Origin of the sequence: Shewanella frigidimarina NCIMB 400 (assembly GCF_000014705.1) — a bacterium.
GTDB lineage: Bacteria > Pseudomonadota > Gammaproteobacteria > Enterobacterales > Shewanellaceae > Shewanella > Shewanella frigidimarina.
In genome coordinates this window covers 2,477,323-2,503,487 of the sequence record NC_008345.1, presented here as the reverse complement: position 1 = coordinate 2,503,487, position 26,165 = coordinate 2,477,323, and the positions used below count along the sequence as shown (strand labels likewise).

The 26,165-nt window shown below is 37.4% G+C and carries 19 protein-coding genes; 10 read left to right on the top strand and 9 right to left on the bottom strand.

Annotation, left to right across the window (positions count from 1 at the left end):
* The first annotated feature begins 571 nt into the window (after window positions 1–571).
* The 3 genes from SFRI_RS10815 (at window position 572) to SFRI_RS10805 (ending at window position 3,461) form a co-directional block, all read left to right on the top strand.
* Window positions 572–1,228, top strand: a complete 657-nt coding sequence (locus SFRI_RS10815) for a Qnr family pentapeptide repeat protein (protein WP_150099423.1) — start codon at window positions 572–574, stop codon at window positions 1,226–1,228.
* Window positions 1,229–1,520: 292 nt separating this feature from the next.
* Complete coding sequence (locus SFRI_RS10810; protein WP_011637557.1) at window positions 1,521–2,354, top strand: hypothetical protein; 834 nt, start codon at window positions 1,521–1,523, stop codon at window positions 2,352–2,354.
* 354 nt (window positions 2,355–2,708) lie between these two features.
* Entirely contained in the window at window positions 2,709–3,461 is a 753-nt protein-coding gene (locus SFRI_RS10805; RefSeq protein ID WP_425271576.1) for a mechanosensitive ion channel domain-containing protein, read from the top strand.
* A gap of 393 nt (window positions 3,462–3,854) precedes the next feature.
* On the opposite strand, the gene SFRI_RS10800 is transcribed toward SFRI_RS10805, so the two are convergent.
* The 5 genes from SFRI_RS10800 to SFRI_RS10780 form a co-directional block, all read right to left on the bottom strand.
* Window positions 3,855–4,955, bottom strand: a complete 1,101-nt coding sequence (locus SFRI_RS10800; RefSeq protein ID WP_011637555.1) for an alkene reductase — start codon at window positions 4,953–4,955, stop codon at window positions 3,855–3,857.
* Between the two features lie 13 nt (window positions 4,956–4,968).
* Window positions 4,969–5,355 carry a lactoylglutathione lyase gene (gene gloA / locus SFRI_RS10795; RefSeq protein WP_011637554.1) on the bottom strand — a complete coding sequence of 129 codons (387 nt, stop codon included), beginning with the start codon at window positions 5,353–5,355 and terminating at the stop codon, window positions 4,969–4,971.
* A gap of 278 nt (window positions 5,356–5,633) precedes the next feature.
* Window positions 5,634–6,341, bottom strand: coding sequence for an SDR family oxidoreductase (locus tag SFRI_RS10790; RefSeq protein ID WP_011637553.1), 708 nt, complete (start codon window positions 6,339–6,341; stop codon window positions 5,634–5,636).
* A 348-nt stretch (window positions 6,342–6,689) separates the two neighbouring features.
* On the bottom strand, window positions 6,690–7,142 hold the full coding sequence (locus tag SFRI_RS10785) for a DUF302 domain-containing protein (RefSeq protein ID WP_011637552.1): 453 nt from the start codon (window positions 7,140–7,142) through the stop codon (window positions 6,690–6,692).
* A gap of 243 nt (window positions 7,143–7,385) precedes the next feature.
* On the bottom strand, window positions 7,386–7,709 hold the full coding sequence (locus SFRI_RS10780) for a heavy metal-binding domain-containing protein (protein WP_011637551.1): 324 nt from the start codon (window positions 7,707–7,709) through the stop codon (window positions 7,386–7,388).
* Window positions 7,710–8,320: 611 nt separating this feature from the next.
* On the opposite strand from SFRI_RS10780, the gene SFRI_RS10775 reads away from it, so the two are divergent.
* Window positions 8,321–9,223 carry a CLCA_X family protein gene (locus SFRI_RS10775; protein WP_011637550.1) on the top strand — a complete coding sequence of 301 codons (903 nt, stop codon included), beginning with the start codon at window positions 8,321–8,323 and terminating at the stop codon, window positions 9,221–9,223.
* A 1,042-nt stretch (window positions 9,224–10,265) separates the two neighbouring features.
* On the opposite strand, the gene SFRI_RS10770 is transcribed toward SFRI_RS10775, so the two are convergent.
* Window positions 10,266–11,561, bottom strand: coding sequence for a Xaa-Pro dipeptidase (locus SFRI_RS10770; RefSeq protein ID WP_011637549.1), 1,296 nt, complete (start codon window positions 11,559–11,561; stop codon window positions 10,266–10,268).
* Between the two features lie 584 nt (window positions 11,562–12,145).
* Here SFRI_RS10770 and SFRI_RS10765 point away from each other — a divergent pair.
* Window positions 12,146–13,267, top strand: coding sequence for a cysteine desulfurase family protein (locus SFRI_RS10765; RefSeq protein WP_041412966.1), 1,122 nt, complete (start codon window positions 12,146–12,148; stop codon window positions 13,265–13,267).
* A gap of 11 nt (window positions 13,268–13,278) precedes the next feature.
* On the opposite strand, the gene SFRI_RS10760 is transcribed toward SFRI_RS10765, so the two are convergent.
* From SFRI_RS10760 to SFRI_RS10750, 3 genes are all read right to left on the bottom strand, one after another.
* Window positions 13,279–14,175 carry a phosphoadenosine phosphosulfate reductase family protein gene (locus SFRI_RS10760; RefSeq protein ID WP_011637547.1) on the bottom strand — a complete coding sequence of 299 codons (897 nt, stop codon included), beginning with the start codon at window positions 14,173–14,175 and terminating at the stop codon, window positions 13,279–13,281.
* Window positions 14,168–17,278: a hypothetical protein gene (locus SFRI_RS10755; protein WP_244262823.1), complete on the bottom strand. Its 3,111-nt coding sequence runs from the start codon at window positions 17,276–17,278 to the stop codon at window positions 14,168–14,170. Before SFRI_RS10755 ends, SFRI_RS10760 begins: the two co-directional genes overlap by 8 nt.
* 286 nt (window positions 17,279–17,564) lie before the next feature.
* The gene (locus SFRI_RS10750) at window positions 17,565–18,521 is read right to left on the bottom strand and encodes a DUF4007 family protein (protein WP_011637545.1); all 957 of its coding nucleotides are present in this window, start codon (window positions 18,519–18,521) and stop codon (window positions 17,565–17,567) included.
* Window positions 18,522–18,905: 384 nt separating this feature from the next.
* Between SFRI_RS10750 and SFRI_RS10745 the strand changes: the two genes are divergently transcribed.
* From SFRI_RS10745 to SFRI_RS10725, 5 genes are read left to right on the top strand one after another with little or no spacing between them, the layout of a single operon-like run.
* On the top strand, window positions 18,906–21,248 hold the full coding sequence (locus tag SFRI_RS10745) for a DUF262 domain-containing protein (protein WP_011637544.1): 2,343 nt from the start codon (window positions 18,906–18,908) through the stop codon (window positions 21,246–21,248).
* A gap of 8 nt (window positions 21,249–21,256) precedes the next feature.
* Window positions 21,257–23,404: a DEAD/DEAH box helicase family protein gene (locus SFRI_RS10740; protein ID WP_011637543.1), complete on the top strand. Its 2,148-nt coding sequence runs from the start codon at window positions 21,257–21,259 to the stop codon at window positions 23,402–23,404.
* Window positions 23,404–23,628, top strand: a complete 225-nt coding sequence (locus SFRI_RS10735) for a CxC ATPase DNA modification system associated small protein (RefSeq protein ID WP_011637542.1) — start codon at window positions 23,404–23,406, stop codon at window positions 23,626–23,628. Before SFRI_RS10740 ends, SFRI_RS10735 begins: the two co-directional genes overlap by 1 nt.
* Window positions 23,615–25,675: an AAA family ATPase gene (locus SFRI_RS10730; RefSeq protein WP_011637541.1), complete on the top strand. Its 2,061-nt coding sequence runs from the start codon at window positions 23,615–23,617 to the stop codon at window positions 25,673–25,675. The genes SFRI_RS10735 and SFRI_RS10730 overlap by 14 nt, the downstream gene beginning before the upstream one ends.
* A complete protein-coding gene (locus SFRI_RS10725) occupies window positions 25,668–26,120 on the top strand; it encodes a hypothetical protein (RefSeq protein ID WP_041412962.1) in 453 nt (150 codons plus the stop codon). The genes SFRI_RS10730 and SFRI_RS10725 overlap by 8 nt, the downstream gene beginning before the upstream one ends.
* The last annotated feature ends 45 nt before the right edge of the window (window positions 26,121–26,165 follow it).

The window sequence follows — 26,165 nt, the reverse complement described above, 5'->3', positions numbered from 1 at the left end:
CCATTGCAATATCGGCTGTACCCCATATTGGCAACAATAAATGCTACACAACTTATTTGCGTGGACAGATAAATATAGATAAGCAGTATTGAGATTATGCGCTCCCTTTCTTTGCTTTTTATCAAAGGAGACTTGCCAACCCTCAATTGACCATTAAGCGTAATAATCAGGTTTTAAATAAATTGCTGATTAACAGAAATGCTATTCCGTGAAACTTATCCCTAAGCATTAATGGTTTTTCGCTGTCAAATTAGGCCAAAATGCTGAAGCAAATACCAACATTTCGGTTTAAATGAATTTATGCTTTTACTCAGAAAACAGACAAAATGTGTTATCAAGCTGAGTGATTTTTAGTCAAAAGGTCATTTAATTCAGTCGCTGGTGAAGTGGTTAAAAGTTTTTTCGAGGGAATCGACTAGGGTGATGCTATATAAAGTCTCTCAAAACGTCTCTTTTGCCCCTTAAAATCGCTATTTGAGGGGTTTGTAATATGTTGATTTTAATGGTGTTAATAAATTGGTTTTTTGCTGTTTTACAATGTTAACCTTGGCCAATAGTCAATTTGGAGGCCCTGATGAGTAACAACCAAACTTTTCGTGAACATGATTTCTCACAACAACTTTTACCTGAAACCACATTTGAAAATTGTCATTTCTATCATTGCGACTTCAGTCGTGCAGACTTAAGGGATGCAACATTCATCAACTGTAAGTTTATTGAAGCAGGAGACAGTATAGGTTGCCAATTTAAGTACGCCGATTTGCGTGATGCCAGTTTCAAACATTGCAAGCTAGGCATGGCCAACTTTCAAGGTGCTAATGGTTTTGGAGCCGAGTTTAGAGAATGTGATTTACAAGGAGCCAGTTTTTTAAAAACCAGCTTTGTAAACCAGATTTCACACAAAAGTTATTTTTGCTTGGTGTATATTACCGGCTGTAATTTGTCTTATACCGACTTTGAAAAGCAATGCATTGAAAAATGTGACTTGTTCGAAAACCGTTGGACGGGCGCCAATTTACAAAAGGCCTCTTTTAAAGGTTCAGATTTAAGTCGCGGTGAATTTTCATCCAATAACTGGCAACAATTTGATATGCAATATTGTGATCTATCACATTGTGAATTAACCGGTTTGGATCCTCGTCGAGTTAACTTAACCGGGGTCAAAATCTGCGACTGGCAACAAGAGCAATTATTAGAGCAACTCGGCGTTATCGTTTTACCTAGTTAACAGCAAATGAGGTATAACTATATTGGCTCTGCTTGTTCTGAATGAACTTGTCATCAATAATTGTTCACGTGTTTAGCGCTAAGTAATATACATGTGCAGAGTGCTCGGTTTATTGTGAAGTCTGCACTCTAACCGAGTCGACATTATTGAGTAAAGAGTACTAATAATGACAACGTACAGCTTTCACTTTGCTTGTTTTTATAACATCATGACAACAAAATTGTGTTTTGCTTAAGCAACAATGACGTTAACAATGACGTTAACGATGACATTAAAAGGATGTTACTCACCTATGAGAGCCACTTATCTATTTTTGTTATGCTCATTGCTAGTGCCGATAGTTGTCTGCGCTAATAACTTACCAAACTTCCTCACTGCAGATTCTGATAAAGAGTACCGTGCAACAATAAATCATTTACGGGGTTTATTACCTAAAAATGGCATTGCAGAAATATTGCCCGGATTAGCCTCACCGTATAGTTTGCTTGATGTGCACCCTACAAAATTTACCTCTGCCGAGGATAAAAATGATTTTGCTAATTTCAACTTAGGTGTAATGAGTAACGCCATATTTAAAGCCGACCCCAATTTTGTCACCAGTTTGCCCAATCGAGTACTGTGCAATCAAACATCATGCCGAAACCAAAGGGTTAAGGCCATCAACAAATTGCTGATACAGCAAGACGTAATCCGTGATTTTTTTAAGGACAATGTCGATATCACTATCGTGCAGCAGTCAGATGATAAGGTATTTAGAGTCAATAACGCATTTTTCACCCCCGCAGGCATTATTCAATATCAACCGTCAGCAGTAGCGGGGTTTGTTCCTTCAGGCGATGCCACTTTTTTTAACAATGTCACCAATATAGAAGCGTGTGATTTGTGCTCAACACGCTCAGCTAAGGTAAGAGACATTATGGCCAAGCACCACGTTGCCGCGATGGTTAAAGAAAGTGACGGGGTAATTAATATCGTTTTCGAAGGTATTAGTAATAATCATTGGGGGGTTAAGCTAAGCGACAACTCAGATGTTAAGCCAGTAAAAGGGCAGCCAAATGCTTTGGGGTATCCATATGATGATGTTATAGCAATAACACCAACGGTTATTGACTACCAAACTAACTAAAATGATCACCACCCAAAATGTTCATTTCTTTATTCCGCATGTCGATACGCTTAAAACCATTAATGTCAGCCACATTAATGGTTTTATCGTGTTTATTAAGGCGCAAGTTTACCGAAGTTGACTAAGTGTTAAATGCTGCACCAGGTTAGACCTCATGCTGTTATGGCCTAATTACCTTGTCTTCTGCTGCTATTGCCAATAGAGTGACGGCCGGAATGTCCGTAATTCAGCACCATCAGTGTGAAAACACAAACAACGTAGGTAACAGGTTTGATAGATAATATAACTTTGATCGTCGATTTCTTTCTTGAACACAAATTATTATTAACGGTGTTAATAATAATGCTTATCTCAATGATAAAACGTTTTATCATTTCAAGTATTCGTGGCGACGTCGCTTTTCTTTCTGATGTGCAACGGAAATGGATGTCACGCACTAAAAATGGCACCTTCATTTTAATACTGGTTATTTTGTTCATACTTTGGCAATCCGAAGTTAGCAAATTTGCCCTGTCAGTCACCGCCATTGCCATTGCCATAGTGATAGCATCAAAAGAAATCATTCTTTGCTTTACCGGCTCCATACAACGCGCGAGTTCACGTTCATTTGTGATTGGTGATTGGATTGAAGTGGGAAAAATATATGGCGAAGTGATTGAACATAACTTAATGGCCACAGTGATCCAAGAGATCGACCTCGATCAAGGTCAATACCATTACACAGGAAAAACCGCGACGTTACCTAACAGTATGTTTTTTACCTATGCGGTTAAAAACCTCAACTTTATGAAACGTTATGTTTACCACAACATAACGATTACCGTAGTTCAGTTTGTTAATCTCTATACACTGTTTCCGTCGTTAACCCGTCAAATAGAACAGCACTGTGAAGACTTTATTGAAGTGGCTAAGCGTTACAACGGCGTAATAGAAAAACATGCTGGTGTCGATTTACCTGGCAGCGAACCGCATATTCATATCACTAGCGGCATTAACGGCGAGCAAAATGTGCATATTATGATTTTTTGCCCCACAGAGCGCGCCATACATTTAGAGCAGTTAATAAGAGAAGACTTTATGATTGCTTACCACGAAAACTTTAGTTAATTCAATTTTGATTAATCTCAGTTTAATGCTGAGATTAATCAAATCGCCACTCGGCTTTAGCATCAATAGCGCCACTCAGTTTTAGCATCAATAAACACTTCACCGTGCATCTCTAAAATTACAAGTTTGGAAGCTATCCAACCCACAGCAGCAGGCATAGTGGCCAGTATAAGAATGGTCTACCGCGCAAACATTGGTTTAATTAAATTTTTTCCAGCTTATGGCAGGGGTAGAGGGAGCAACATTTTGGCAAAGCTGAATGATACAGCCTTACACAAAGACAGATGCAGATTGATAAGCGGTATATAAGCACAAAGCGATCCTAACGTTACGTCAGAATCGCTATAATACTCAATTAGTTAAATAGCACGTAGTTAAATAGCACGATTGCTATTAACTTGGGCTGTATTGTGGGTAATCAGTTAAGCCTTTTTCAGATCCACCAAATAATGTCTCTGGTGTGTGCACCGCTAATGGATAACCATGCTTAATGCGGTTTGGCAAATCAGGATTAGATACAAATGGTCGACCAAAACCAATCATATCAGCTAGGCCATCGTTAATTGCCTGTGTGCCTTTTTCACCGTCGTAACGACCAGCATAAATGAGTATCCCTTTATAGGCCGCTCGAACGGCATCTTTAAACGCTGCAGGAGTCTCCGGGGCATCATCCCAATCGACTTCAGCAAAATGAATGTAAACCACATTTAAACTGTTAAGTAATACTGCCGCTGCGGTGTAGGTTGCAATGGGGGTTGCATCAACAGTACCATTTAAAGATGTAAATGGCGCAAGACGAACACCAACACGATCAGCACCGATGGCATCAGTCATTGCACCAACCACTTCACCTAAGAAACGCAGGCGGTTTTCCATACTACCACCATATTCGTCAATACGATTATTCGCTTCAGAATCGATAAACTGGTTAATTAAATAACCGTTCGCAGCATGCAATTCTATGCCATCAAAACCTGCTTCAATAGCATTTAACGCCGCTTGGCGATATTCACCAATAACATGTTCAATGTCAGCTTTAGACATTTCACGCGCCACAACCACGTCAACAAAACCAGGTTCGTCAGTACCATTATCCACAAACACTTTTACATTTTGTGCTTTTAGTGCAGAAGACGAAATAGGTTGCTTGCCATTGATATTATCTGGGTGAGTCACGCGGCCAACATGCCAAAGTTGGGCGAAGATAGTGCCGCCTTTTGCATGCACAGCGTTGGTGACTTTTTGCCATCCGGCTATTTGTTCTGGAGAATAAATACCTGGCGTCCAAGCATAACCTTGGCCCATGGCTGAAATCTGGGTACCTTCACTCACAATAAGGCCCGCTGAAGCGCGTTGAGCATAATATTCAGCCATCATATCGTTGGCAACATTACCTGGCTGAGAGGCGCGCGATCGCGTCATTGGAGGCATAACAATACGATTTTTTAAAGAAATTTTACCGAGTTGTATCGGTTGAAATAGTGAATCTTTCATTGTGTATTCCTCTTTACTGACTAATTTGGATGAGTTCAATTTGGTATCCATCAGGATCGACGATAAAGGCGATGTGGGTTGTGCCACCTTTTACCGGTCCTGGTTCACGGGTGACTTTGCCACCGCGTGCTTTAATGTCATTACAGGCACTATAAATATCCTCTACACCCAGCGCAATATGACCAAAAGCATTACCTTGGTCATACTCATTGGTATCCCAGTTATAGGTTAATTCAATTGTGGTGCTGTCTGCTTGAGTGCCATAACCGACAAAGACTAAGGTGTAGCGATACTCTTTGTTTTCGGTTGTTTCTAACACTTTCATGCCCAGTACATTGGTGTAAAACTCGATTGATTTCGCTAGGTCAACAACTCTCAACATGGTGTGTAAAAATTTCATCTATTTCTCTTTTAGCAATATCTCTGAATCGCATCATTAAATGTGCAAGCACTCGGGTATAAAGTCGGATAAACAATTGGTTACATTGCCGGGTGAAGTGTGCGTATTAATGATTAATTATGTTCGATAAGAGTAATATACAGCGAGTATCCTTAAACATTAAATTATTAAAACTTATCCTTTTAATAATTTAATGTAATGGATTTAACGTTTAAGCATTAACACTCGAAAATAGTGAGTTTCAGTTGTCCAAAGAGTGTTGCGCGATGATACGCTGATTAGAACGGCAGTTGTTCGCCGCTAACATCATAAAACTGACCGGTATTGTGGATCGATAAATTGTTGATCACTTTGATAATTCCAAGTGCGGAATCGTTAACGCTAACACTTGCAGAGCTGCCGCCCATATCAGTTTGCACCCAGCCAGGATGAACAGATACCACCGCGACGTTAGCATTAACCAGTTCAGTCGCTAAATTCACAGTTAACATATTGGCTGCGGCTTTAGACATTCGGTAACCATACCAATCGACACCTTGTTCTTGTGATAGCGCTCCCTTTGAAGAAGAGATAATCGCTATTTTGCATAAACGTGTTTTATTCAGCAGGTTTATTAAACAATGGGTTAAAAATAATGGCCCGAGCGCGTTTACTTTAAAACACATTTCAGCGTCAGCATAATCGATCGCATGAATACTGTGATTATCTCGATCTAAAAAGCCCGCATTATTAACAATTAAATCGAGACTAATATTTTGCTGGCTGAGATTATTCGCTAAGCGTTGGATTGATTCAGAGCTCGTGATATCCACTGACTCAATCAATAATTTGTCAGCAAAATGAGCCTTTAACGTCATAAGCCCAGTCGCTGTAGCGATATCTCTACAGGTCGCTATGACGCTGCAACCGTTGATAAGATATTGCTCAGTTAACGCTAAACCAATGCCTCTATTCGCACCGGAAATTAAAACTACTTCACTATTCATTAAACACCTCTAAATTTATCTACCCAGTACTGCTGATATATACAACTGTACATCGTTAATCATTATCACCTTGCCGTAGTTCCGTAGTTCTGTAGGTTAATAGTTTAATCGTGCCACTGTGGCAGTAAAGGGATGCGTTTATTCTCTGAAACACCATAACCAATACCATAACCAATAACATAACCATAACTAAGCTTGTCATTTGCATTGCTAACAAGGGTTGCAATAGCAGGTCTATTGCAACCCTTGTTGTGTAATGAATAACGCAGTTAGCAAGGCAAATGGCTGTTGAGAGGCGTTTACTATTTCTAGTTCAGGTCATTCTTGTCCAAGTTACCCTAGTTCAGATTACTTAGACGTTGCAGCAATGCTTAACGTATTAAGAGCACCAGAAATTTTATTAATGACTTCATCGCAACCTGTAATACTATGACGCTGTTTAATGTACTGCGGATTGTTATACGACAGCCAAACCTTGTTATCAGCATCCTCGCTAATCAATACCTTTTGTGGCAAGTCAATCGCGACAAGTTGGTTACACTGCATTAATTGAGTACCGATGTTAGGGTTACCGAAAATAATCACTTCAGTTGGTCTCAGAGTTAAGTTCACACCGGCGGCATTTTTTTGATGATCAATCCTGGAAAAAACCGTAAACCCTTTGTCTTTTATGATCGACTCAAACCTATCTGCCGTTTCTTTGGCCGAGTAATGGCTTTCAACAGTGATAAGGCTTTCTACCGCATAAGCATGAGCAGAAGCCAACAAGACGGCAACGGCTAAAAAAATATTGTTAATCATAAAATCACCTATTCGTTATGTTTGGTCATACTCGTTATGCTTGGTCATATTAGTTACGTTGGATCAATAGAGGTATTTCGGCGTTAAGCTCGGGCAACATTAAGATTAAAATAATCGTGTTTAACACTAAGCGAAACATGTAGCTAAGAGCTGATAAACACTTAGCTGCGTATTTGCTCTAGGCGAGCGTGCCTCATATGAATTAAGTTATCGATCAATTAATGAGTTTAGTTTCAGGCTTATTTATCTGCTTGGCCCTAATTTCACTGCTGTACCAAAAGCCATAATTTCAGACGACCCATCCATAATGGCACTTGTTGTAAAGCGGATCCCCACAATCGCATCAGCCCCTTTTTGGGCCGCGCTGGCAACTAAACGATTAATTGCGACATCTCTGGCATCAGATAACATTTCGGTGTAACCGCGTATTTCGCCACCAACAATGCTTTTTAAGCCGGCCATAATGTCTCGACCAATATGTTTAGATTGAACCACATTACCGGTTACAACGCCGACAATCTCGATAATGTCCCGACCAGGAATGGTTTCAGTCGTGGTATAAATCATAAATCCTCCATGAAAAATCAATCGTAAACCATCGTACTGCTAACGAGCTTAAATAGGAATCCAATTAGTGATACTTAACTGACCCCCAATACTGTTGTTTACCCTTTAGGCGCATCTTGTAATAAAGGGAAGTAATGATGAGTCGTATTGAAGAGAAGCAATAAAGGGTCGTGATGAAGAGCCGTAATAAATAGCCGTAATGTAGATGCATAATACAGAATCGTAATCTAGACGAGCCATATAATGCTGGTGGACGTAATAGGTCACTTAGTGAGTATCGTAATAGACACTTAATGGCAGAGTAAAATACGCTCGGTGTTTTATAGGTCACTTTTATGTAACCTGCGCAGACTTATTTTGAGTGAATATGCATTAAAATGAATGACGGTTAAAAATTTACCGAGGGTAATACTTTTATTTTTGCATAATTATGAATAGTTATTCTAGTCGTGTGCTGGTGGTATTAGCCTACGTTAGCGGTATTTTATACTATCACTTTATTTTTATAGGGCGGTTTATGGCGTTAAACATGGCATAATTAGTCACTAGGTTCAGCATTCGTTTTTGTGTAAACATTTTTGGCAATCGCTTTAGTGACAATAGAGGTATGTTTGGCTTCACATCATTCATTATTAAATCATCAACGTCATTTTGAACGTATCGGGCCCGACTATCGAAATGGCGATTCGGTCAGTTTTCTCGACATTAAACACACTTTTGGTTTGCAGCATATCCGTGTTGGAAAATGGGTTAACCGTGAGGAATCGGCGCTGGCGGCAAATTTAATTTTTGATTCGCTAGCAGATTTAGCCAACATCTTAGCGGTACCACCAGAATTGATTGGTTTACGCGGTAGCTTACGTTTTGCCTTTGGCCATGGTGGCCAAAAAGGTGTGCAAGCTCATTATTCGCCAGCATACCGAGAACTGGCATTAGCCAAAAATGCCGGAGCAGGGGCGTTGGCTCATGAGTTTTGGCATGCATTCGATCACTATATTGCTGATAAAATGTTTATCGACGACAGTATATTAGACCCGTATTTGTCGTCGCTTATATTATCAGAGCAAACTACCAATACAACTCGGACTAACTTCAGTCGTGCCAATTTATTTGCTTGCGCCAGCGACAATTGGCTGGCCGATAAATCCATAATCGCCCACCCGCTGAATAAAAAACTCTCTAGCTTATTTAAAGTGACCTTGCTGAGTGCCAACGGCCAAGAGCCACACGATTATGTGCGGCGTTCCATCGCGCTCGATAAGCAGCAACGCAGCCATTACTTTGCTAAACCGACCGAAATGATGGCGCGCGCCTTTGAATCTTGCATTGAAATGTATTCACAGGATTATGCCAACATATCCAATCCGTACCTAGTTAACAGCACTATTGATTCGCCACTTGCTAAGCATGGCGCTTATCCCGACGCACAACACTGTCGTGAAATATATCAAGCCATGATGGAATATTTTGAACCTTTAGGGCTAGCGTTTGATAAGCAGAATGGACAAAAGTAGCCGATATATTAAGGTTCAGCGTTGAGTCGACAATAGGCATCAGTCAAATAACAGCCTTGAGCCGACTAACAGCCTTGAGCCAGTAATAGCCTTTGGACGAATAATCATCTTGAGTTAATAAAAACCTAGCGTGTAAAAGCAGTCCATAACAAGGCAAACAGCCTTTAGTCATAAGGTCTTGTCATTACATCCCTACAAGTCATATCAGTTTCTTAGATTATAAAATAATAAAAAAAGGCCAAGCGATTAAGCCAGGCCTTGGTATGTTGTTGCTAGTTCCGTTCTGCGATAAGTCATCAGGACTAGACAGCTTAGTATACGATATATTAAGGTTCAGCGTTGAGTCGACAATAGGCATCAGTCAAATAACAGCCTTGAGCCGACTAACAGCCTTGAGCCAGTAATAGCCTTTGGACGAATAATCATCTTGAGTTAATAAAAACCTAGCGTGTAAAAGCAGTCCATAACAAGGCAAACAGCCTTTAGTCATAAGGTCTTGTCATTACATCCCTACAAGTCATATCAGTTTCTTAGATTATAAAATAATAAAAAAAGGCCAAGCGATTAAGCCAGGCCTTGGTATGTTGTTGCTAGTTCCGTTCTGCGATAAGTCATCAGGACTAGACAGCTTAGTATACGATATATTAAGGTTCAGCGTTGAGTCGACAATAGGCATCAGTCAAATAACAGCCTTGAGCCGACTAACAGCCTTGAGCCAGTAATAGCCTTTGGACGAATAATCATCTTGAGTTAATAAAAACCTAGCGTGTAAAAGCAGTCCATCACAAGGTAAACAACCTTTAGTCACAAGGTCTTGTTATTAAATCCCTACAAGTCATATCTGCTCACTTAGATTATAAAATAATTAAAAAAGGCCAAGCGATTAAGCTAGGCCTTGGTATGTTGTTGCTAGTCTAGTCCTGAGATAAGTCATCAGGACTAAACTGCTAAGTATATCCAAGCTAATAGCAGCCTTAAGATACTAATGTTAGAAACTCATTTAGAAACATATTTTAGATAGCGATAGCCTTTAGCTTATGCTCTAAAGCTGTTTGTATACCACCCCGTCTTTCATCACAAAGGTGACGTTTTCCATCAAGCTAATGTTATCCAGCGGATTACCATCGACAGCGATAATATCTGCCATAAATCCTGCTTTAATCTGGCCTAGATTATCTTGTTTTATCAAGGCTGCACTGTTAATTGTTGCGGCCTGCAGCGCTTGAATAGGCGTCATACCAAAGGTCACCATGCGCGAGAACTGCTTACCGTTATCGCCATGAGGATAAATAGCGGCATCGGAACCAAACACCATCTTAGCGCCAGCCTTAACGGCTTTTCTAAAGCTGTCGCGCTGAGCTTGCGACACTTGCTTTTCTTTGTTGATATTGGCTTCTGGTACGCCGTTAGCCGCGCCATAGGCGAGGGTGTATTCGGTGTTGTAAATGTCGCAAGACAAATACGTGCCTGCTTTTATTGCCATCTTTATGGCTTCATCATCCATAAAACTACAATGTTCAATGCTATCGATACCTGCGCGTATTGCATCTTTAATGCCGCTGGTACCATGAGCATGGGCGGCGATAACAAGGCCGCGCATATGCGCTTCATCTGCAGCAGATTTGAGTTCTTCGTAAGTCATTTGCTGCGCACCAACTTGAGTACCTTTAGAAAATACCCCACCAGTGGCACAGACTTTAATCGCATTGGCACCGTATTTAATGTTTTCACGTACTTTAGTGCGTACCTCCCAAGGGCCGTCTGCAACACCTTGAGCTTTTGCATGGGCTTCTGGTGCAGGGAAGTTATCATCGCAATGCCCGCCAGTGATCCCAATTGCATGGCCCACAGCCCAAATACGGGGCCCAGGAATATCGCCAGCATCAATTCCATCACGAGTGGCAATAACGGAATAACCCGATGCGCCTAAGTCCCGCACTGTGGTAAAACCCGCTAACAAGGTTTTCTGAGCATTTTTAACAGCTTTAACAGTTTGCCTTGGCACTGAATAATTCATCGACTCTAAAAAGTTATCTTCGGCATCAAAGGATAAATGCACGTGCATATCCATCACACCAGGCACCAGCGTTTTACCCTTAAGATCAATCAAACTGTAATCGGCTTTATTGTTGATGTTTGTCGCGGTGGTAACCTTAATGATTTGATTGTTTGATACGATAATCGCAGCATCATTAATGCTTTTACCTTTGGCTACGTCGATATACGCATCGGCTAAAATCAGCGTGTCTTGGGCAATCGCTGGGGTGATAAAAGTGGTACCTAAAATTAGGCTAAGGGCGAATGAAATCGCATTAATCTTATTGTTTTTTAAAGGCATGACTATTTTAATATCCTGTGTTGTTATTGTTAGGCGCGGACATTGTTTACTTTGTATCGTACTAGGCACAATCAATTATTTATCAGTTTAATAAGGTGGAAAGTATGCGAGAGGTAAAGGTAAAACTGATAATTTATATTAACAACGTGTTAAATTTAACCGTAATCATTTTGTGTATCAATTTGTATTAGCGGACAGTAATTTAAGCCAGTTTGGCGGAAAGAGCGTAATAGAGAGACCGATTAAAAAACGCATAAAAAAGCCACTCGCGAGTGGCTTTTTAGAGAAGTGCTAAATGGTAGGTGTTTATGATTTACACAAAATCAGAGTCATTTAATACCTGCTTTAATCTTGCAAAGGTGTTCATGGTTTCATTGGCTGGCATGGGTGTGAATAAATCAAGCTATGATGGAGTATTTTGAACCTTTAGGGCAAGTGTTTGCTAAGCAAAGAAAGTGATGGTTTTTCAAAATAAAAAACACCAAGATTATGTTATGGATTGTTGTATTTTATTGAATTTTTCATAATCGTAGAGTCCAACATGTGGTAATCTTTGTACAAATATTTTATCGATAAATACTCCCATGATCTATTTTGATACCGCAGCCTCATATCCTTTATTGCCTGAAGTTAAAATATCTCTGATGAATGCTTTTGAGACATTTTATGCAAATTCAGCATCCAGTCATTTAATGGGTTCAATTGTTCAAAAAGAAATTGATCAAGTAAGAGAAAAACTAGCGGATTCAATTGGCGCTTATCCAAGTGAAATTGTGTTTACTAGTGGCGCAACGGAATCAAATAACATCGCTTTTAAAAGCTTGCTGTTAAGTGGTGACATCCCTACAGGAAAAAACCATATAGTCACATCCACAATTGAGCACAAGTGCGTATTAGCGATATGTGATTATTTTAAATCGATTGGTTTTGAAGTGACTTACATTAAACCTAATGTAGATGGCATTATTTGCCCGAATGATGTTAAGGATGCCATTAACGAAAAAACGGCATTAGTGTCAATCATGCACGTTAATAACGAATTAGGCACAATTAATCCGATTGGTGAAATCGGTAAATTATGCTCTGAAAACAATATTATATTCCATTCAGATGCAGCCCAGAGTTATGGAAAAACAGAGATCGATGTCGATAATTTTAATATAGATGTCATGTCATTTTCAGCACACAAAGTCGGTGGCCCAAAAGGCATTGGCGCGATCTACATACGAGATTTACGCCACAGAAAACTTTTGCCAGTTATTCATGGCGCTGGCCAAGAGCAAGGTTTGAGGGGCGGAACAATTGCTGCGCCTTTGATTATTGGTTATGGAACCGCAATTGATTTATTCCCGAAATATTACCAATCGTTTTCTGAAATGCGCATAAAAGAGTACTTAATTGAAGGGCTCAGTAATGAAGGGATTGGCTTTAACATAAATGGCCGAACTAAAGCCTTACCTCATTGTTTGTCCTTAACACTTTTGAATACCAACGTAGCGTTAATGATCAGAGAAAATGATCAGACAATTAGTTTAGCTCAAGGCTCAGCTTGTTCTTCAAAAGAAATCGAAGCTTCGCATGTATTAACATCTCTAGGTTTAACGCGTGAACAAGCTGAAGGTACTATTAGACTTAGTTTTCCACTTGATGTGACATTTGAACAAATTGATATATTTATCAAAGCTGTAAAAAAAGCGACTAGATAGTCGCTTTTTATTTATTTATAACAGGTTACACAAGCTCCGCCACCTTCGGCTTCATCGTATATGTCGTCTAGTTCACCAAAATTACATACACCACCAAAATCACCTAATAAAGCGTTACTACGTTTCTTTTTATTAAAACGAGCGACTTTTTTCTCATGGTTTTCAATGATACGTTTTTGTACTTCTGGATCTTCTAAGGTTTCAAGAGGTTGACCTTGGCCCATCCAATAAAAGCGCTCACCAGTAGTGCTATTGTTGTCATCACCTTTCTCAAAAGCTTTAGCTTCTTCAAATAATGTAGGGTGCTTTTCCATCAGCTTTACCCATTCAATTTTTCGCTGATAGAAGCAAAAAGTACAACCCGAACGTGAACGCCACTTGTAATATTCAGGAAGCTCTAACCCATTACGTTGAAGGATATTTTCAATATCACTTCTAACAATGCCATGCTCTCTGAAAGGAAATACAGACTCAATAGGTTTCTCTATGGTCATGTATCCCGTTCTTTCAGGCTCGTCAGCTCGAATTCCAACGTAGTTTTTAATCTTATAACCATCACGAATAAAACTATCTAACCATTGTTCAAATGGTTTTAGTTTCATTTGCACGGTACACCAGCGATCACGCTGTGAGGGCAGGTAGTTACCATGCTCTTTTAACAAGTGAGCAAAGTCTTTTTCGCCACGACCTTCAATATTGTTCAATGATCGTGCATTTAAACGGTGAATATAACCCAGCTTTTCTTCAAGCTGATCAATAAACTCGTTGGTTTCTGGCAGCTCGTAGCCGGTATCGGTAAAGAAGTATTCAACCTCTAATTCTGGATACGTTTCTTTGACAAATAATGCTAAGGCGCTACTGTCTTTGCCGCCAGACAACCCTAGAACATGTTTAACTTTTTCAGTCATTAACAACCTCTGTTCCGCTTTCACTTTGTTCCATCAAATTTGTTAGCAAGTTAGTTAAAGCGGCCAATTGTTTCTCTTTAGATAAATCAGAGAAAGACGACTTTATTTTTTCTACCACTTGTAAAACGTCGCTATCCATTTCTAAATCGTACTGTATAAAACCACCAAATTCTTGATGCTTACCTTCACTATTCGTAGTGATGAATGCCAAAGGTTTTGAACTACCTTTAGTTTGTAAATTACCAAATGATTCAATACGTCTAAATTGAACACATAAGTTTTGCAATTCATCTAAGCCGTTACGAAGATGTTTATCGGTCCAATTACGCTCAGGTGCACCCGTTGCAAGATTAATAACAAATTCAAATTTACTCGGGTTATTAATGCATTGGCCTATTCGTTTAGCAAGCTCTTTGACATTAGGTCGCTTAGCTATGCTCTCAACAAATTCGCAACGTGTTTTGAGATTTTTATTAAATTCTTCACCTAATGTATCAATGATTATTTGTTTGAATCCATTATATAAAATATCATTTTGAGCACTTAAATCTTCAATTGCCGTTCTCAGCTTATAACCCAATTGATCTTCTAAAACGGGGTCATTTTTATCAAAACCAAATACAGCAGGTAAATCTTCTAAGATAAGCTTAAAGGGATCGCTAGCGCCAATGACTTTATTTCTAAAGTCTCTTGCTTCTTTAGTTAAGCCATTTTGTTGGCTGCCGCTAAAGCTCTCGCCGCTGGTTTTTTTAACCCAAGATGGTAGCTTATGAACTATTCCAACAATGTGTTTTGCTATATTCAAAATAGCACTGTCAGTCTTAGCATTTCCGATTGTAGCTTGAGCTAAATTTTCTAACAAATGACTCTGAATATCAGATATTTCAAAATATCGTACCGCAGCTTCATGTGGATGCTTATAGATTTTATTAACCAGTTCCTCATCTAATTCAGGAATAAAAATAAACTGATTTGTAGAATCCCAATCATAAAAGGCAATTTGTCCCTCTAGTGATTTTAACAACGCTAGTCCATAGATACGACAAAGTCCGGTTGTTAAGCCAAAAGGTGGCAACATCCAACGTTCATATAACTGTGCGATGGAAACATGTGCTGTGGTTGAGTTCTCTTTAATAAAAGTAAAACCATCTTGCCAAAGTGCATGCATCTTTGGATTGGCATCTTTGGTTTCTTTACTCCATGTTTTGGGGAATAAATAACCCTCAGGAGTATAATTATGCCAACCTTTGCTCTTTAAGCACGATAGATATAAGCCTTTCTCTGGTGGGAAGCTAGTTTCATCGAAACCTAAATCTTTTTTATCGCCATTTACAAACATTGCATTCATCAATTTACGAATGGCACTGTTTGCACTACCAGAAGGTTTAGAGCGGTTAACTAATTCATTAATTACAATTGGTGCTTTGTGATAGATTTCTTCTGCAATCACAGACGCCAATGAAGTAAGAGGAGATGAGGGCGGTAATGGGTTATTCCAATGCGTCCACTGTGCATTTTTGTAGATGTGTTGCAGTTCTTTTTCTACATTTTGTTGAGCAAAGATGATGCGGTTTTCTAACTCGTTCTTGGCGATCAAGTCATGTGTGATTTTCTGCTCATCTTTAAGGATTTGTTTAAGTGCTATCAGCTCAATTGCAGCTGTTTGTAAAATGCTAAAATCGCCATACTCACCGATAACGCAATGGCTTAAGTTTGATGCAATTTCTTTAAACTTTTCTGTCACATCGGGTGATACCGATAAAACAAAAGTAAGGAAAGCTTCGCCTGTTTTCGGCTCAGTACAGAGCTGTTCAAGTAACGATTTTTCGACTTTATTGATGAGCTTAGTTGTTGCCCATCGCATTGTTCCTGTTTTGTGATAGTGTGCCGTCGCTAATATATTTTGCGGCAAGTCACAAACGCTAGTCCAATCAACACCTTGACTAACAGCTTCAACACGCTCACTTATCAATGTGTTGATATCGATATCACTACCTTGGAATACAAACAAAGCATCATGTTTCTGTCGGTAAATAATGACAGTCCATGTTTGTAAATCATCTAACGCTTTAGCTATTTCAGTATTTTTATAACCACGATTTACAAAGTATTTTTTTAAAAAATCTTTTTTAGCATGTAATTGATGATGAAAACCAAATATCGTCAGTAATGAAATAACCTTAGTTATAGAAACATGTAGCTCACTACCTTCTGCTTTTTGTTCTGCGCGATATATAGCATCACAACCTTCCAACCAAGCCTTACTATCATGCGATGTAACAATTAAGTGATGCAAATTATGGTGAAGGTAATCCCAATACATTTCTGGCCTGTATAAAACCAAGTCATCTTGAGGTTGTGTATAGTTATCTTCTAGGAACTCACGAAAACCATACTTTTCATGTGATGCAAGAAAACCGAATAAGCTACGCTCATTTTGTGAGAAGCGGCGTCTTGAAACAGGGCCTAAAAGTAAACTGACAATAGGGTCAAGTGGCAGAGTATCGGTTAACGCACCAACATTCCGATTTTGATTAGCGAAAGTACTGCTGACGACATTGACTAACTTTGCATACTTGCTTTCTATTTTTACGGAAATTTCAGCTGATCGTGTTATCGAGTCACCAACGAGGATTAATGATTCGTCAATTGATGGATTAAAACTAAGATCTCGATAGCGCCCCTGAACTTTACTCCATTCTTGCTGAGTTTTAGCATCTTTATTTTTAGCGTAATCAGAAAAAGCTTGATGTAAGAAACCTATCATCAATACAGGGCGATTAGCTTGTTGAACTACGTCAGCTAATGCTTGGAATAAATGTAAGTCCTTATTAGCGCGTGATTGGTAATCTAAAGCCTTGCCCATTTCATCGAGTAAAATTAATACACCATCATCATTACTTTGCGTTGAAGACAGAGCCAGTTTAATTTCAGAAAGACATTCATCGTCAGTTAAGTCTGCAATTATATTCACATCGTGCGTTATACCAAGTGCAATATACAAACTTTGTAAAATACTGTTTGCAGGTGACTCTAAACCACAAACATGTTTAACCGTTTTCCAACCAATGTTGATAGCAAATCTTTTCTTGAATTCAGACAAAAGGACAGGCGATGATTGTAACTTTGCCGTAGCGTACTCGCGTAACTTAGTATCAGTAGATAATAAACATGATAAAAATAACGCGACGGTAGATTTACCTGAACCATAAGGCCCTGTAATGGTATATACCCTTTGTGCATTAGCGTCGTATTCGCGACTGACAGTATCAAGCACATTAACGGCAGTACCATGAAGAATAAAATCGTCAATAAAGGACCGTAAATCTTCGCTATCACCATCAATACGGGTTGAGCTTTTATAACGCTGGTTGATAGTTATGAGTGATTCAGTCATTTTTAGTGCCATAATATTGATTCAAATAGAGAGTGCTGTTGGTCTTTGCATAATCAGAAACGTTGACTTGCCTTAATCCTAATGAATCGACCCACGAAATGTTTTTGTCTGTAAAGTTCTGAACTTCATCGAGTTTTTGACCAAGCCCAGATTCAGACAAACGGAATATACGACCGGGTGAACAGGGTTTACTCAATAATGAGTCGAAATCGACAGTGCTGACTTTAGAATCAACAGTTTCAGTTTTAAAAAACTCAAGCAGGGCATAAGTAAATATTTCGATAGGTAGTTCAGGACGTTCAGATAGATTGCTAATGTAAAAACCGCCGCCGTTATCTTGTATCAAATTTAATTCAGACAAAGGCGAAATAAAATGGTCTTCATCTATGTTGATACTTTTTTTCGATGGAGTAGCTTTGAGCTTTTTACTATAGGTATTCAAAAAGCAGTCAATGTCTTTCTTGATAGTAGATATATTACCTAGTTCACTATCAACCAGTTTTTTCGCATCTTCAAAACAATCAGCGATTAGCTTTGTTTTTTCAAAATGTTGCACATTTGCAAAATTAAAAAAGTAACGGTAAGCCGTCAAATGTTCAACATTAAAATTTAACCAGAAATGAACTAACCAAATTGAACCAGGCAATTCTAAATAAGGATCTCTTCCATCCTCTAAGCTTTCACCACCAAAAAGATATTCGCCATTTTGTGACACAGCATGAGTAAATGAATTATTTGATCGTTCAGAATGGATCACGTTAGAAGCTTCAGCCCAATACTGAATAGCTTTAACCATATTTTTACCAACACCAAGTTCAACTATCGATTGACGAATGCTGTCTTCATCAGAACTTGAGAATTTACCATTTGAATTCAAATGATTAACTGCCTTGAATAGCCATCCATAGCGCAGAGGGAAAGTGTCATGACCTGTAAACTTAGCTTTCATCGCTTATTAGTGCCTCTGGAGAAATTGTCCAGCGGGGATTCTAGACCTATTTAAAGATGAAAAAAAGCATTTTATTCAAAATACTGTACTTTTGCACAGTTGTTTTGTTAGATAATAATTTCTGTTGTATCAAAAGAGATTATGAGATAAATTTATGAAAATAAAGACATAAAATCTATATTTTCAATTCAGTAAGATAAACATATTATTGTAGTGCTACGAAAGGAATTCGTCTTTAAGTTGAAGGATTATTAGATAAGCCTTAGATCTATTCATACGTCTTCTTTGAAATTTTTGCCACTACGAAATTTTAATTGCTCATATTCTTATACCACATATAGCTACTAGTTATTTGGATAAGATTTTGAATTTCGGAGACTTTTAATGCAAAAATCGTTGGATATTTTCAAAGCTGATCCTCAATCTGTATTTGATGTACTATGCGATAGAAAAAATACAGGCTTTTACATGCCTGCTTACCAGAGACCTTACTCATGGGAAGAAGCCCATATCAAAGATTTGTTTTCTGATTGCGACAATGTGTTTAGAAATCTCCTAGATTCATCTGACGCAATTATATTTCTTGGATCAATACTTAGTGTGGACGATAGTGGCGCACAAACTATATATCCTTTAGCTAAACGACACACACCTACCCATATAAAACTCATTATTGACGGCCAACAGCGTTTATCTACTCTAGCTATCATTATCATGTGTCTTAACGAAAGATTACGTTTTCTTTTACCTAAACTGAAGAAATCAATAGAAGATGAAGTAGATGATGATGCAATCGATACTCTTGAAAATTTAAGAGAAATTGTTTCACAAAGTATTTTAGACACATCAAACTTTGTAATTGAAACTACTGCTGAGCATAGTTTATATAAATATCTTCCGAAGATTATTCGTTCACAATTAGATTGTTGGGGTAAAGATGAGAAAAATGCAGTATATGAAAGTCCTATTTCTGAATTACTTATCAGCTATCAAAGACATATTATTGAGTCAGACGGTTCAACAATTTTCAAAGAAATAGATCTTAGTGTGCTAAGTGACTCATGTAAACGAGTTGTAAATAATGTTAAAGAAATCAGAAGGCAGCTTAATTGTATACAAAATGGTTTTCAGTTCAAAAACCAAGATGAAGATGGTGAAGAAAAACTCCTGATTAGTGATTTCGTAAATGTTGATACTTTAGATATATGTTTAGATTTTCCTATTGATGAAAGTTTATTAAAAGCATCGAAAAATAACACTAAGATTCAAGATATTATTTTCATTACAGCTTTTACTAAATTCTTGTTACATAGAGTTTGTCTTACTTTTGTTGAAGTTAACAATGAATCCTATGCTTTTGACATGTTTGAAGCCCTTAATACGACTGGTGAGCCCTTAACAGCGATAGAAACTTTTGTTCCGAAAGTTATTGAACATATTGGTTATAAACGTAATGAAGGTGAACCTGGAGTTGATGAAGCTATGTTATCGCTTAATTCGATTACAGATCGCTTCGAGAGGATGATTAAGAGCAAAGATAAAAATGACAAGACTAAGGCACTTATATTAGCTTTTATTCGGGCCTATGACGGTAGGGTAAAGGTAACAAGTTTACGAGATCAGCGTGATGCTATGTTAAAAAGTTATGAACAATGTGCATATGTAAATAAAGATGAATATTTAGCTCAATTAGGCTCTACAGCAAAATTTTTATTTGATCATTGGCAGTCTCCAGTTCCTGACGTTAATGGACTTGTATCTAATTCTGATTTGGATACTGCCAATGTGTGTTTACGTTACCTTGTAGATATGAAACACGATATTGTTCAGCCATTACTAATTCAGTTCATGTTACAAGACGAAAAGTATCAGTTTGTCGGTAATGTCGACTCTAGTTTTATTAAAGTTTTAAAGGCAATAACAGCATTTAGTGTATTGTGGCGAGCTATGAGTGGTGGCGCAGATGGTATTGATGGTGTTTATAAGAAACTGCATGAAAAAGGTTTCGATATTTCAGGTGTTCACTCTAAAGCTTACAAATTAAAAGATAGTACAATAAGTTCTGAAGAATTTAATGTGGATGCTGTAAAAGCTTTTTTTGTTCAAGAACTTGAAAGTAAAATTATTGATAAAGAGTCACCTAAAGATGGCGCGTATGAAAAATGGTTGGATATTTGTTCAAAACAGCCACTTTTAACTAAGTCAAAAAGTATAAAGTTATTATTGTTAGCGGGATTTCATGGTGTTAAGTTAGAAGGTGAAAACTTTATAAGATCTGAAGAACCAATAACTCAATTTATAACTCCAATTATGTGGGAATTGGTTTCTAATAAAGACCGTATTAAAAAAGTTTATAGCGGAGGGACTTCTTCGTCAGGATGGTCTGATCCTAATATTTTCAACCCGGAAGTATTTAACAAATTAGGTAATGTGCTTGTAGATGCTCGTGATAATATTATTACATCTTCTACAAAGACTTCATGGTACAGCATTAAGCAAAATATGTTAGATGCATTATCTAACGACTCTCTTGAGAACATCAATAGTATTTTCTCTGAAAAATCTATTATCTCTGATGAAGCAAAGAGACATGCATCCATATTGCTTTTAGAGAGTAAATATGAAGAAGTTACATTTGCAGATGAGTGGGATAAAAATGCTATTGATGAAAGAACCATGCTGCTACTCAAAAACGCATGGACAAACCTAAATCAATGGCTTAAATAGGTTTTCTTATGAGTTTTTCAGATTTGGGTCTAAAACCAAAGTATGATTCGGATGAGGATGATATTCTTAATAGTTTTCATATTAAGTTGTTGTCACAAGCAACTGCATATGATCGTGCCGTAGGGTATTTTTCATCCGATGTTCTTGCATCAGCAGCTATTGGACTTGAGAAGTTTATTCTTACCAATGGAAAAATGAGATTGATAATTGGTGATCCTTTATCTGACAGAGAATATGAAGCTGTTATGGAAGGAGTGTTAAACCCTGCCTGCGAAAGATCTACGGAATTGAGTGAATTACTTATTCAAACCAATGACTCTAAACTACGTCTGTTGACATATTTGATTGCTAATCAGCAGTTAGAAATTAAATTTGCTTTTACTCATCAAGGAATGTTTCATAAAAAAATTGGCATTTTCTACCTAGATGAAGAGGTTGTTGTTTTTAGTGGTTCGGCTAATGAAACTTTAGCAGGCCTCTCTAAATATAATTCAGAAGAAATTTCTGTATTTTTTAATTGGCGTGAATCTTTTGCGGAATATGGACAAGTGGAAGTTGATAATTTCAACTCTCTTTGGGATAACAAGAAGCAAAGAGCTAAGGTGATTGCTTTAGACTCCGACGCATACAAAAAAATTCAAGCTAGAGTGGATCTAAAACAATTACGTAAAGAGATTTTTGGGCATTTAGATTTAAATGCAGAACCATTTTTTAGTTATAGTTTTCCTAAATCTGATAAAAGTCTAACGAAGCCTAATATCGAAACTAAATTACCTCGTAAACCCTTAATGGTAAAAGGCAAGGCATTTGGGTTGTTTTCGCATCAGTTAGAAGCAATTGAAAGTTGGGTCAAGGCCGATTATAAAGGGCTTTTTAAATTGGCTACAGGGTCTGGCAAAACATTCACATCTATTTGTGCAATGGTTGATTTATATGAGTTACGTCATAAAAAGCAGTTGCCAACATTTGTTATTATTAGTGTTCCTTATATTGAACTAGCTAATCAATGGGTTGATGAGCTTACTGCATTCAATATTACTGCAGTGAAGTGTTACGAAAGCAGTCAACAATGGTCTTCCGTCTTAGATAAAAAGATTTTAAGATTTCGAACCGGTGTATTAGATTTTGTTTGTATTGTTGTAGTTAATAAGACCATGTCTTCGGATATGTTTATTTCAAAGCTTAATAAGATACCACATGATGATATGTTATTGATTGGTGATGAGTGCCATCACTTAGGAAGTGAGGGGTTATCTGTTTCCCTTCCTCAATGTAAATATCGTTTAGGTCTTTCTGCTACCCCATTTCGAAGTGAAGATGACGAGATAGAGGGATCTCCGTTTGCTGATACTGTGAAGCAAAATTTGCTTGCTTACTTTCATGGTATTGTTAGCGAGTATTCTCTAAGCGACGCTATAAGAGATGGTATTTTAGCCCCTTATAAATACGACTTAGTGCCAGCATATCTGGATGATGATGAACAGGAACTATACGAAGATTTCTCATCTAAGATTTTAAAGTTATTTTTAAAGTCTAGAGGAGGTAGTTTAACGTCTGAGGAGAAAGTAATTCTAACAAGTCTTTGTGGTAAGCGTTCAAGATTGCTTGCAACTTGTAAAGGTAAGTTACCGGCTTTGATTAACTACATTAGTCTTCATCCTGAGATGTCATTAAAGCATTCTTTAATTTATGTAGGTGAAGGTTACGCTATTGATGATGATGTTCCGTATATTACTCGAGTTACAAATCGTTTACATGAACATGGATGTCGAGTAGCTAAATTTACATCACTAGAAAATAGTTCTGAGCGTCGACAGATTATGACTGACTTTATCAATCAAGTTACTGATTCTTTAGTTGCTATGAAAGTATTAGATGAAGGCATCGATGTTCCTGTTTGTAGAAGTGCTTTTATCTTGGCAAGTACTCGAAACCCTCGACAGTATGTTCAACGCAGAGGACGAGTTCTCAGAAGATCTGAAGGAAAAAGTGAAGCATTAATTGTTGATTTTGTTGTTCTACCTCGGCCTGGAGTTCTTAGTAATGCAAGTCAAAATTTACGTAAAGCAGAATTAACCAGAATTAACGATTTTAAATTAACAGCCCTCAACCGTAAATATGTTGAGAAAAGAGTTATTGAATTAGGTATTTGCTAATGAATTTAGACAAACTAAAAGCTATGCTTCAAGAAGCACATAAAGCAACAGAAATTGCTCACGAAGACTTCTCTAAAATCTCCGCAGTACATCGGGCTGCATTACAAATAATAGAGTTTGAGAAAGAGCTGTATTACGGAGATAGCTCATCAGGTAGGCATTTGCAGAAAATTAAAGAAATTATCGATATTAATGTGGAAGACATTATCAATGAAATTAATTAAATTAGAGATAAATAATTTCCGTCAGTTTTATGGTAAACAGATCATTGATTTTGCATCTGAGAGCAATAAAGGGGTTACTCTGATTCATGGAGAAAACAATGGCGGAAAAACCGCACTATTGAATGCTTTACGCTGGTGTTTATATGAAGAAACAACAGATAATTTGCAAGACTCTAAACATCTATTGAATAAACATGCATTATCACAAGGAATTAACACTTTTAGTGTGTATATCCAACTAGTTCATGAAAATCGTTTGTTAGAAATAAGAAGAACAAAATCACGTTCAAAATCAGATAGTAACCTTCAAGTTTTTGAAATTAAAGAGGGGTGCTACTCACAACAACAAGAGAAAAACCCAAACACTTTAATTAATACTCTATTACCGAAAGAAATGTCTCAATATTTCTTTTATCAAGGAGAGGGAACAGGAACCCTAAATAGTCAAAATGATTTTTCACATATCAAGTCTGCAATAAGTAAAGTCCTTGGTTTAACTGTCTCTGAGAAAACATTAACTCACTTGAATGGTATAAAAATTACTTATCAGAAAGAATTAAGACAATTCGATACTAATAACGAAATTGAACATAATCTTTCCAATAAAGAACTTTTAGAAGCTAACTTAATTAAAAATCAAGTTGAGTTTGAACAAAAAAAAGCGCTTTTAGAGGTTGCGGAAAAAGAGTATGAATCCCAAATTACTAATCTTGCACGCTTTGACAAAACCTCCATAGATGAGAAGTTACAGATTAGAAAGCATCAAGAACAGATTTTGTCTGATCTTGAAAGACAACTTATTCGATTACTCGCTGATAAATCTAAATCAATTCTTAACTGGATTAATAATTCATATAGTAAGAAGTTAGGGGAGATCGAACTCTCAAAAATTGACATCGCGGAACTTAATAATTCGTCACGTTATACAGTCGATAAACAGTTAATTAAAGCTATTAGAGCTAATCAAGAGTGCATTTGTGGCGCAGCTATTAAAAATAATAGCTCGGCAGCTGAAATAATTGCACAATTGGAAAAGTCTGCTGTCGATCCTGAGCTTAAGCGTCGATGGCAAAGAGCTGAAGAATTACATACTAATCTTGCAAGTTTTTCATCCCCTAAGCAAGCAATGGCTAACCTTCTGAGTCAGATTGACGATTGTCAAGATCGAATTAGTGAGCTTAAAAAAAGTATAAATGAACTTAGCCATACAATTGTCGAATCTGATATAGATGATATTAAAATAATCGAAAACAAAAGAGAATCAGCTAAAAGAGAATGTAATCAATTAAGAGATCAAATACCTAAATTAGAGGTTAAGATTCGTCAAGCGACAGTTGATATAAAAGATATCGATAGTAAAGTCATGCGTCTTTCATCAACACAACCTAGAGCTGATAAGTTTAGAAGTTTGATTATTGCAACAGATAAAATAATAGAACTTTTCAATAAATCTATTAGTTCATCTAAAGAAGGGGTAGATTTAATTTTATTGAAAAAGATGCAAGAATTTTTTGGTCGTGTTGCATTCAACGGTTATACAGTTAAAAAAGATTCTAGTTCAGGGAGTGGTAGCTTTACTTGGACTATTGTGGATAAGGAAGGAAAACGTGTTGCTGCAGGTAATGGATATCAAGCCATGTTGTCAATTTCTTTTATTGTTGCTTTAATTCAATTCTCAAAAGGCAGGGTAAATAGTAAACAGCATCTTTTAACCCCCGGGACAATTGCTCCTTTTATTGCAGATTCTATTTTAGCTTTTATCGGGCCGGATAATGGACGTGAATTGGTTCGTTACATAGCTGATTCTGTCGAACAATCTATATTCATGTTTTCACAAGCACAATGGACGGAAAAACATACAGATATAGGTATTCGCGATAAAATAGGTAAAGAATACAACTTAGTACAGCATACAGTGTTAACAGAGAAAGAGTTTAAGGGGCAATACCCTACTAAATTAATTGTTCAAGGCAAGGAACACGATGTTGTTCGATTTGGTAGTGAATTTGATAAAGTAACAATTGAAGAGGTTCTTACTAATGGCTGAATTAATGGATTGGCGTAAACTTTCTGTTAGCAGAGATTCTCGATATATAGCGCTTGAAAAGAAGCTGTGCGCAACAAAAAATAATACTAATGACAATTTTATATTTGGTACTATTAAAGAGTTAATGGTTTTTGCAGCTCTTGTGGGGTTTCAGCTTGATGATTTTCAGCCTTTGAAATCAAAAGCGGATAGCACTCCGCTTATACTTGAGACATATGCAAGTACTAAACATGACTCATATATTTATTTAATTGCTTTAGCAAAAAATAAATCACTAGACATCCTCAAAGATGAAAATCTAAGGGAAGCAATAAGTATCTTTGAAGGATACTGCAATGGCGGCCTTAAACATATTGATGATTGGATTATCAATAACATAGGTGAACCACTAGCCACAGACATACTATTTAATCAAACATTAGAGTTTTTAACTGAAAATACTTAAATCGCACTTGATAATATTACTTTCTTTTAATGTTGTATGTTGAGA

Coding starts and splice junctions, on each gene's coding strand:
- SFRI_RS10735 (WP_011637542.1), top strand. CDS start 23,404: ATGAATTTAGACAAACTAAAAGCTATGCTTCAAGAAGCACATAAAGCA.
- SFRI_RS10760 (WP_011637547.1), bottom strand. CDS start 14,175: ATGACTGAAAAAGTTAAACATGTTCTAGGGTTGTCTGGCGGCAAAGAC.
- SFRI_RS10765 (WP_041412966.1), top strand. CDS start 12,146: ATGATCTATTTTGATACCGCAGCCTCATATCCTTTATTGCCTGAAGTT.
- SFRI_RS10740 (WP_011637543.1), top strand. CDS start 21,257: ATGAGTTTTTCAGATTTGGGTCTAAAACCAAAGTATGATTCGGATGAG.
- SFRI_RS10805 (WP_425271576.1), top strand. CDS start 2,709: ATGATAAAACGTTTTATCATTTCAAGTATTCGTGGCGACGTCGCTTTT.
- SFRI_RS10745 (WP_011637544.1), top strand. CDS start 18,906: ATGCAAAAATCGTTGGATATTTTCAAAGCTGATCCTCAATCTGTATTT.
- SFRI_RS10800 (WP_011637555.1), bottom strand. CDS start 4,955: ATGAAAGATTCACTATTTCAACCGATACAACTCGGTAAAATTTCTTTA.
- gloA (WP_011637554.1), bottom strand. CDS start 5,355: ATGAAATTTTTACACACCATGTTGAGAGTTGTTGACCTAGCGAAATCA.
- SFRI_RS10770 (WP_011637549.1), bottom strand. CDS start 11,561: ATGCCTTTAAAAAACAATAAGATTAATGCGATTTCATTCGCCCTTAGC.
- SFRI_RS10810 (WP_011637557.1), top strand. CDS start 1,521: ATGAGAGCCACTTATCTATTTTTGTTATGCTCATTGCTAGTGCCGATA.
- SFRI_RS10730 (WP_011637541.1), top strand. CDS start 23,615: ATGAAATTAATTAAATTAGAGATAAATAATTTCCGTCAGTTTTATGGT.
- SFRI_RS10725 (WP_041412962.1), top strand. CDS start 25,668: ATGGCTGAATTAATGGATTGGCGTAAACTTTCTGTTAGCAGAGATTCT.
- SFRI_RS10780 (WP_011637551.1), bottom strand. CDS start 7,709: ATGATTTATACCACGACTGAAACCATTCCTGGTCGGGACATTATCGAG.
- SFRI_RS10750 (WP_011637545.1), bottom strand. CDS start 18,521: ATGAAAGCTAAGTTTACAGGTCATGACACTTTCCCTCTGCGCTATGGA.
- SFRI_RS10785 (WP_011637552.1), bottom strand. CDS start 7,142: ATGATTAACAATATTTTTTTAGCCGTTGCCGTCTTGTTGGCTTCTGCT.
- SFRI_RS10790 (WP_011637553.1), bottom strand. CDS start 6,341: ATGAATAGTGAAGTAGTTTTAATTTCCGGTGCGAATAGAGGCATTGGT.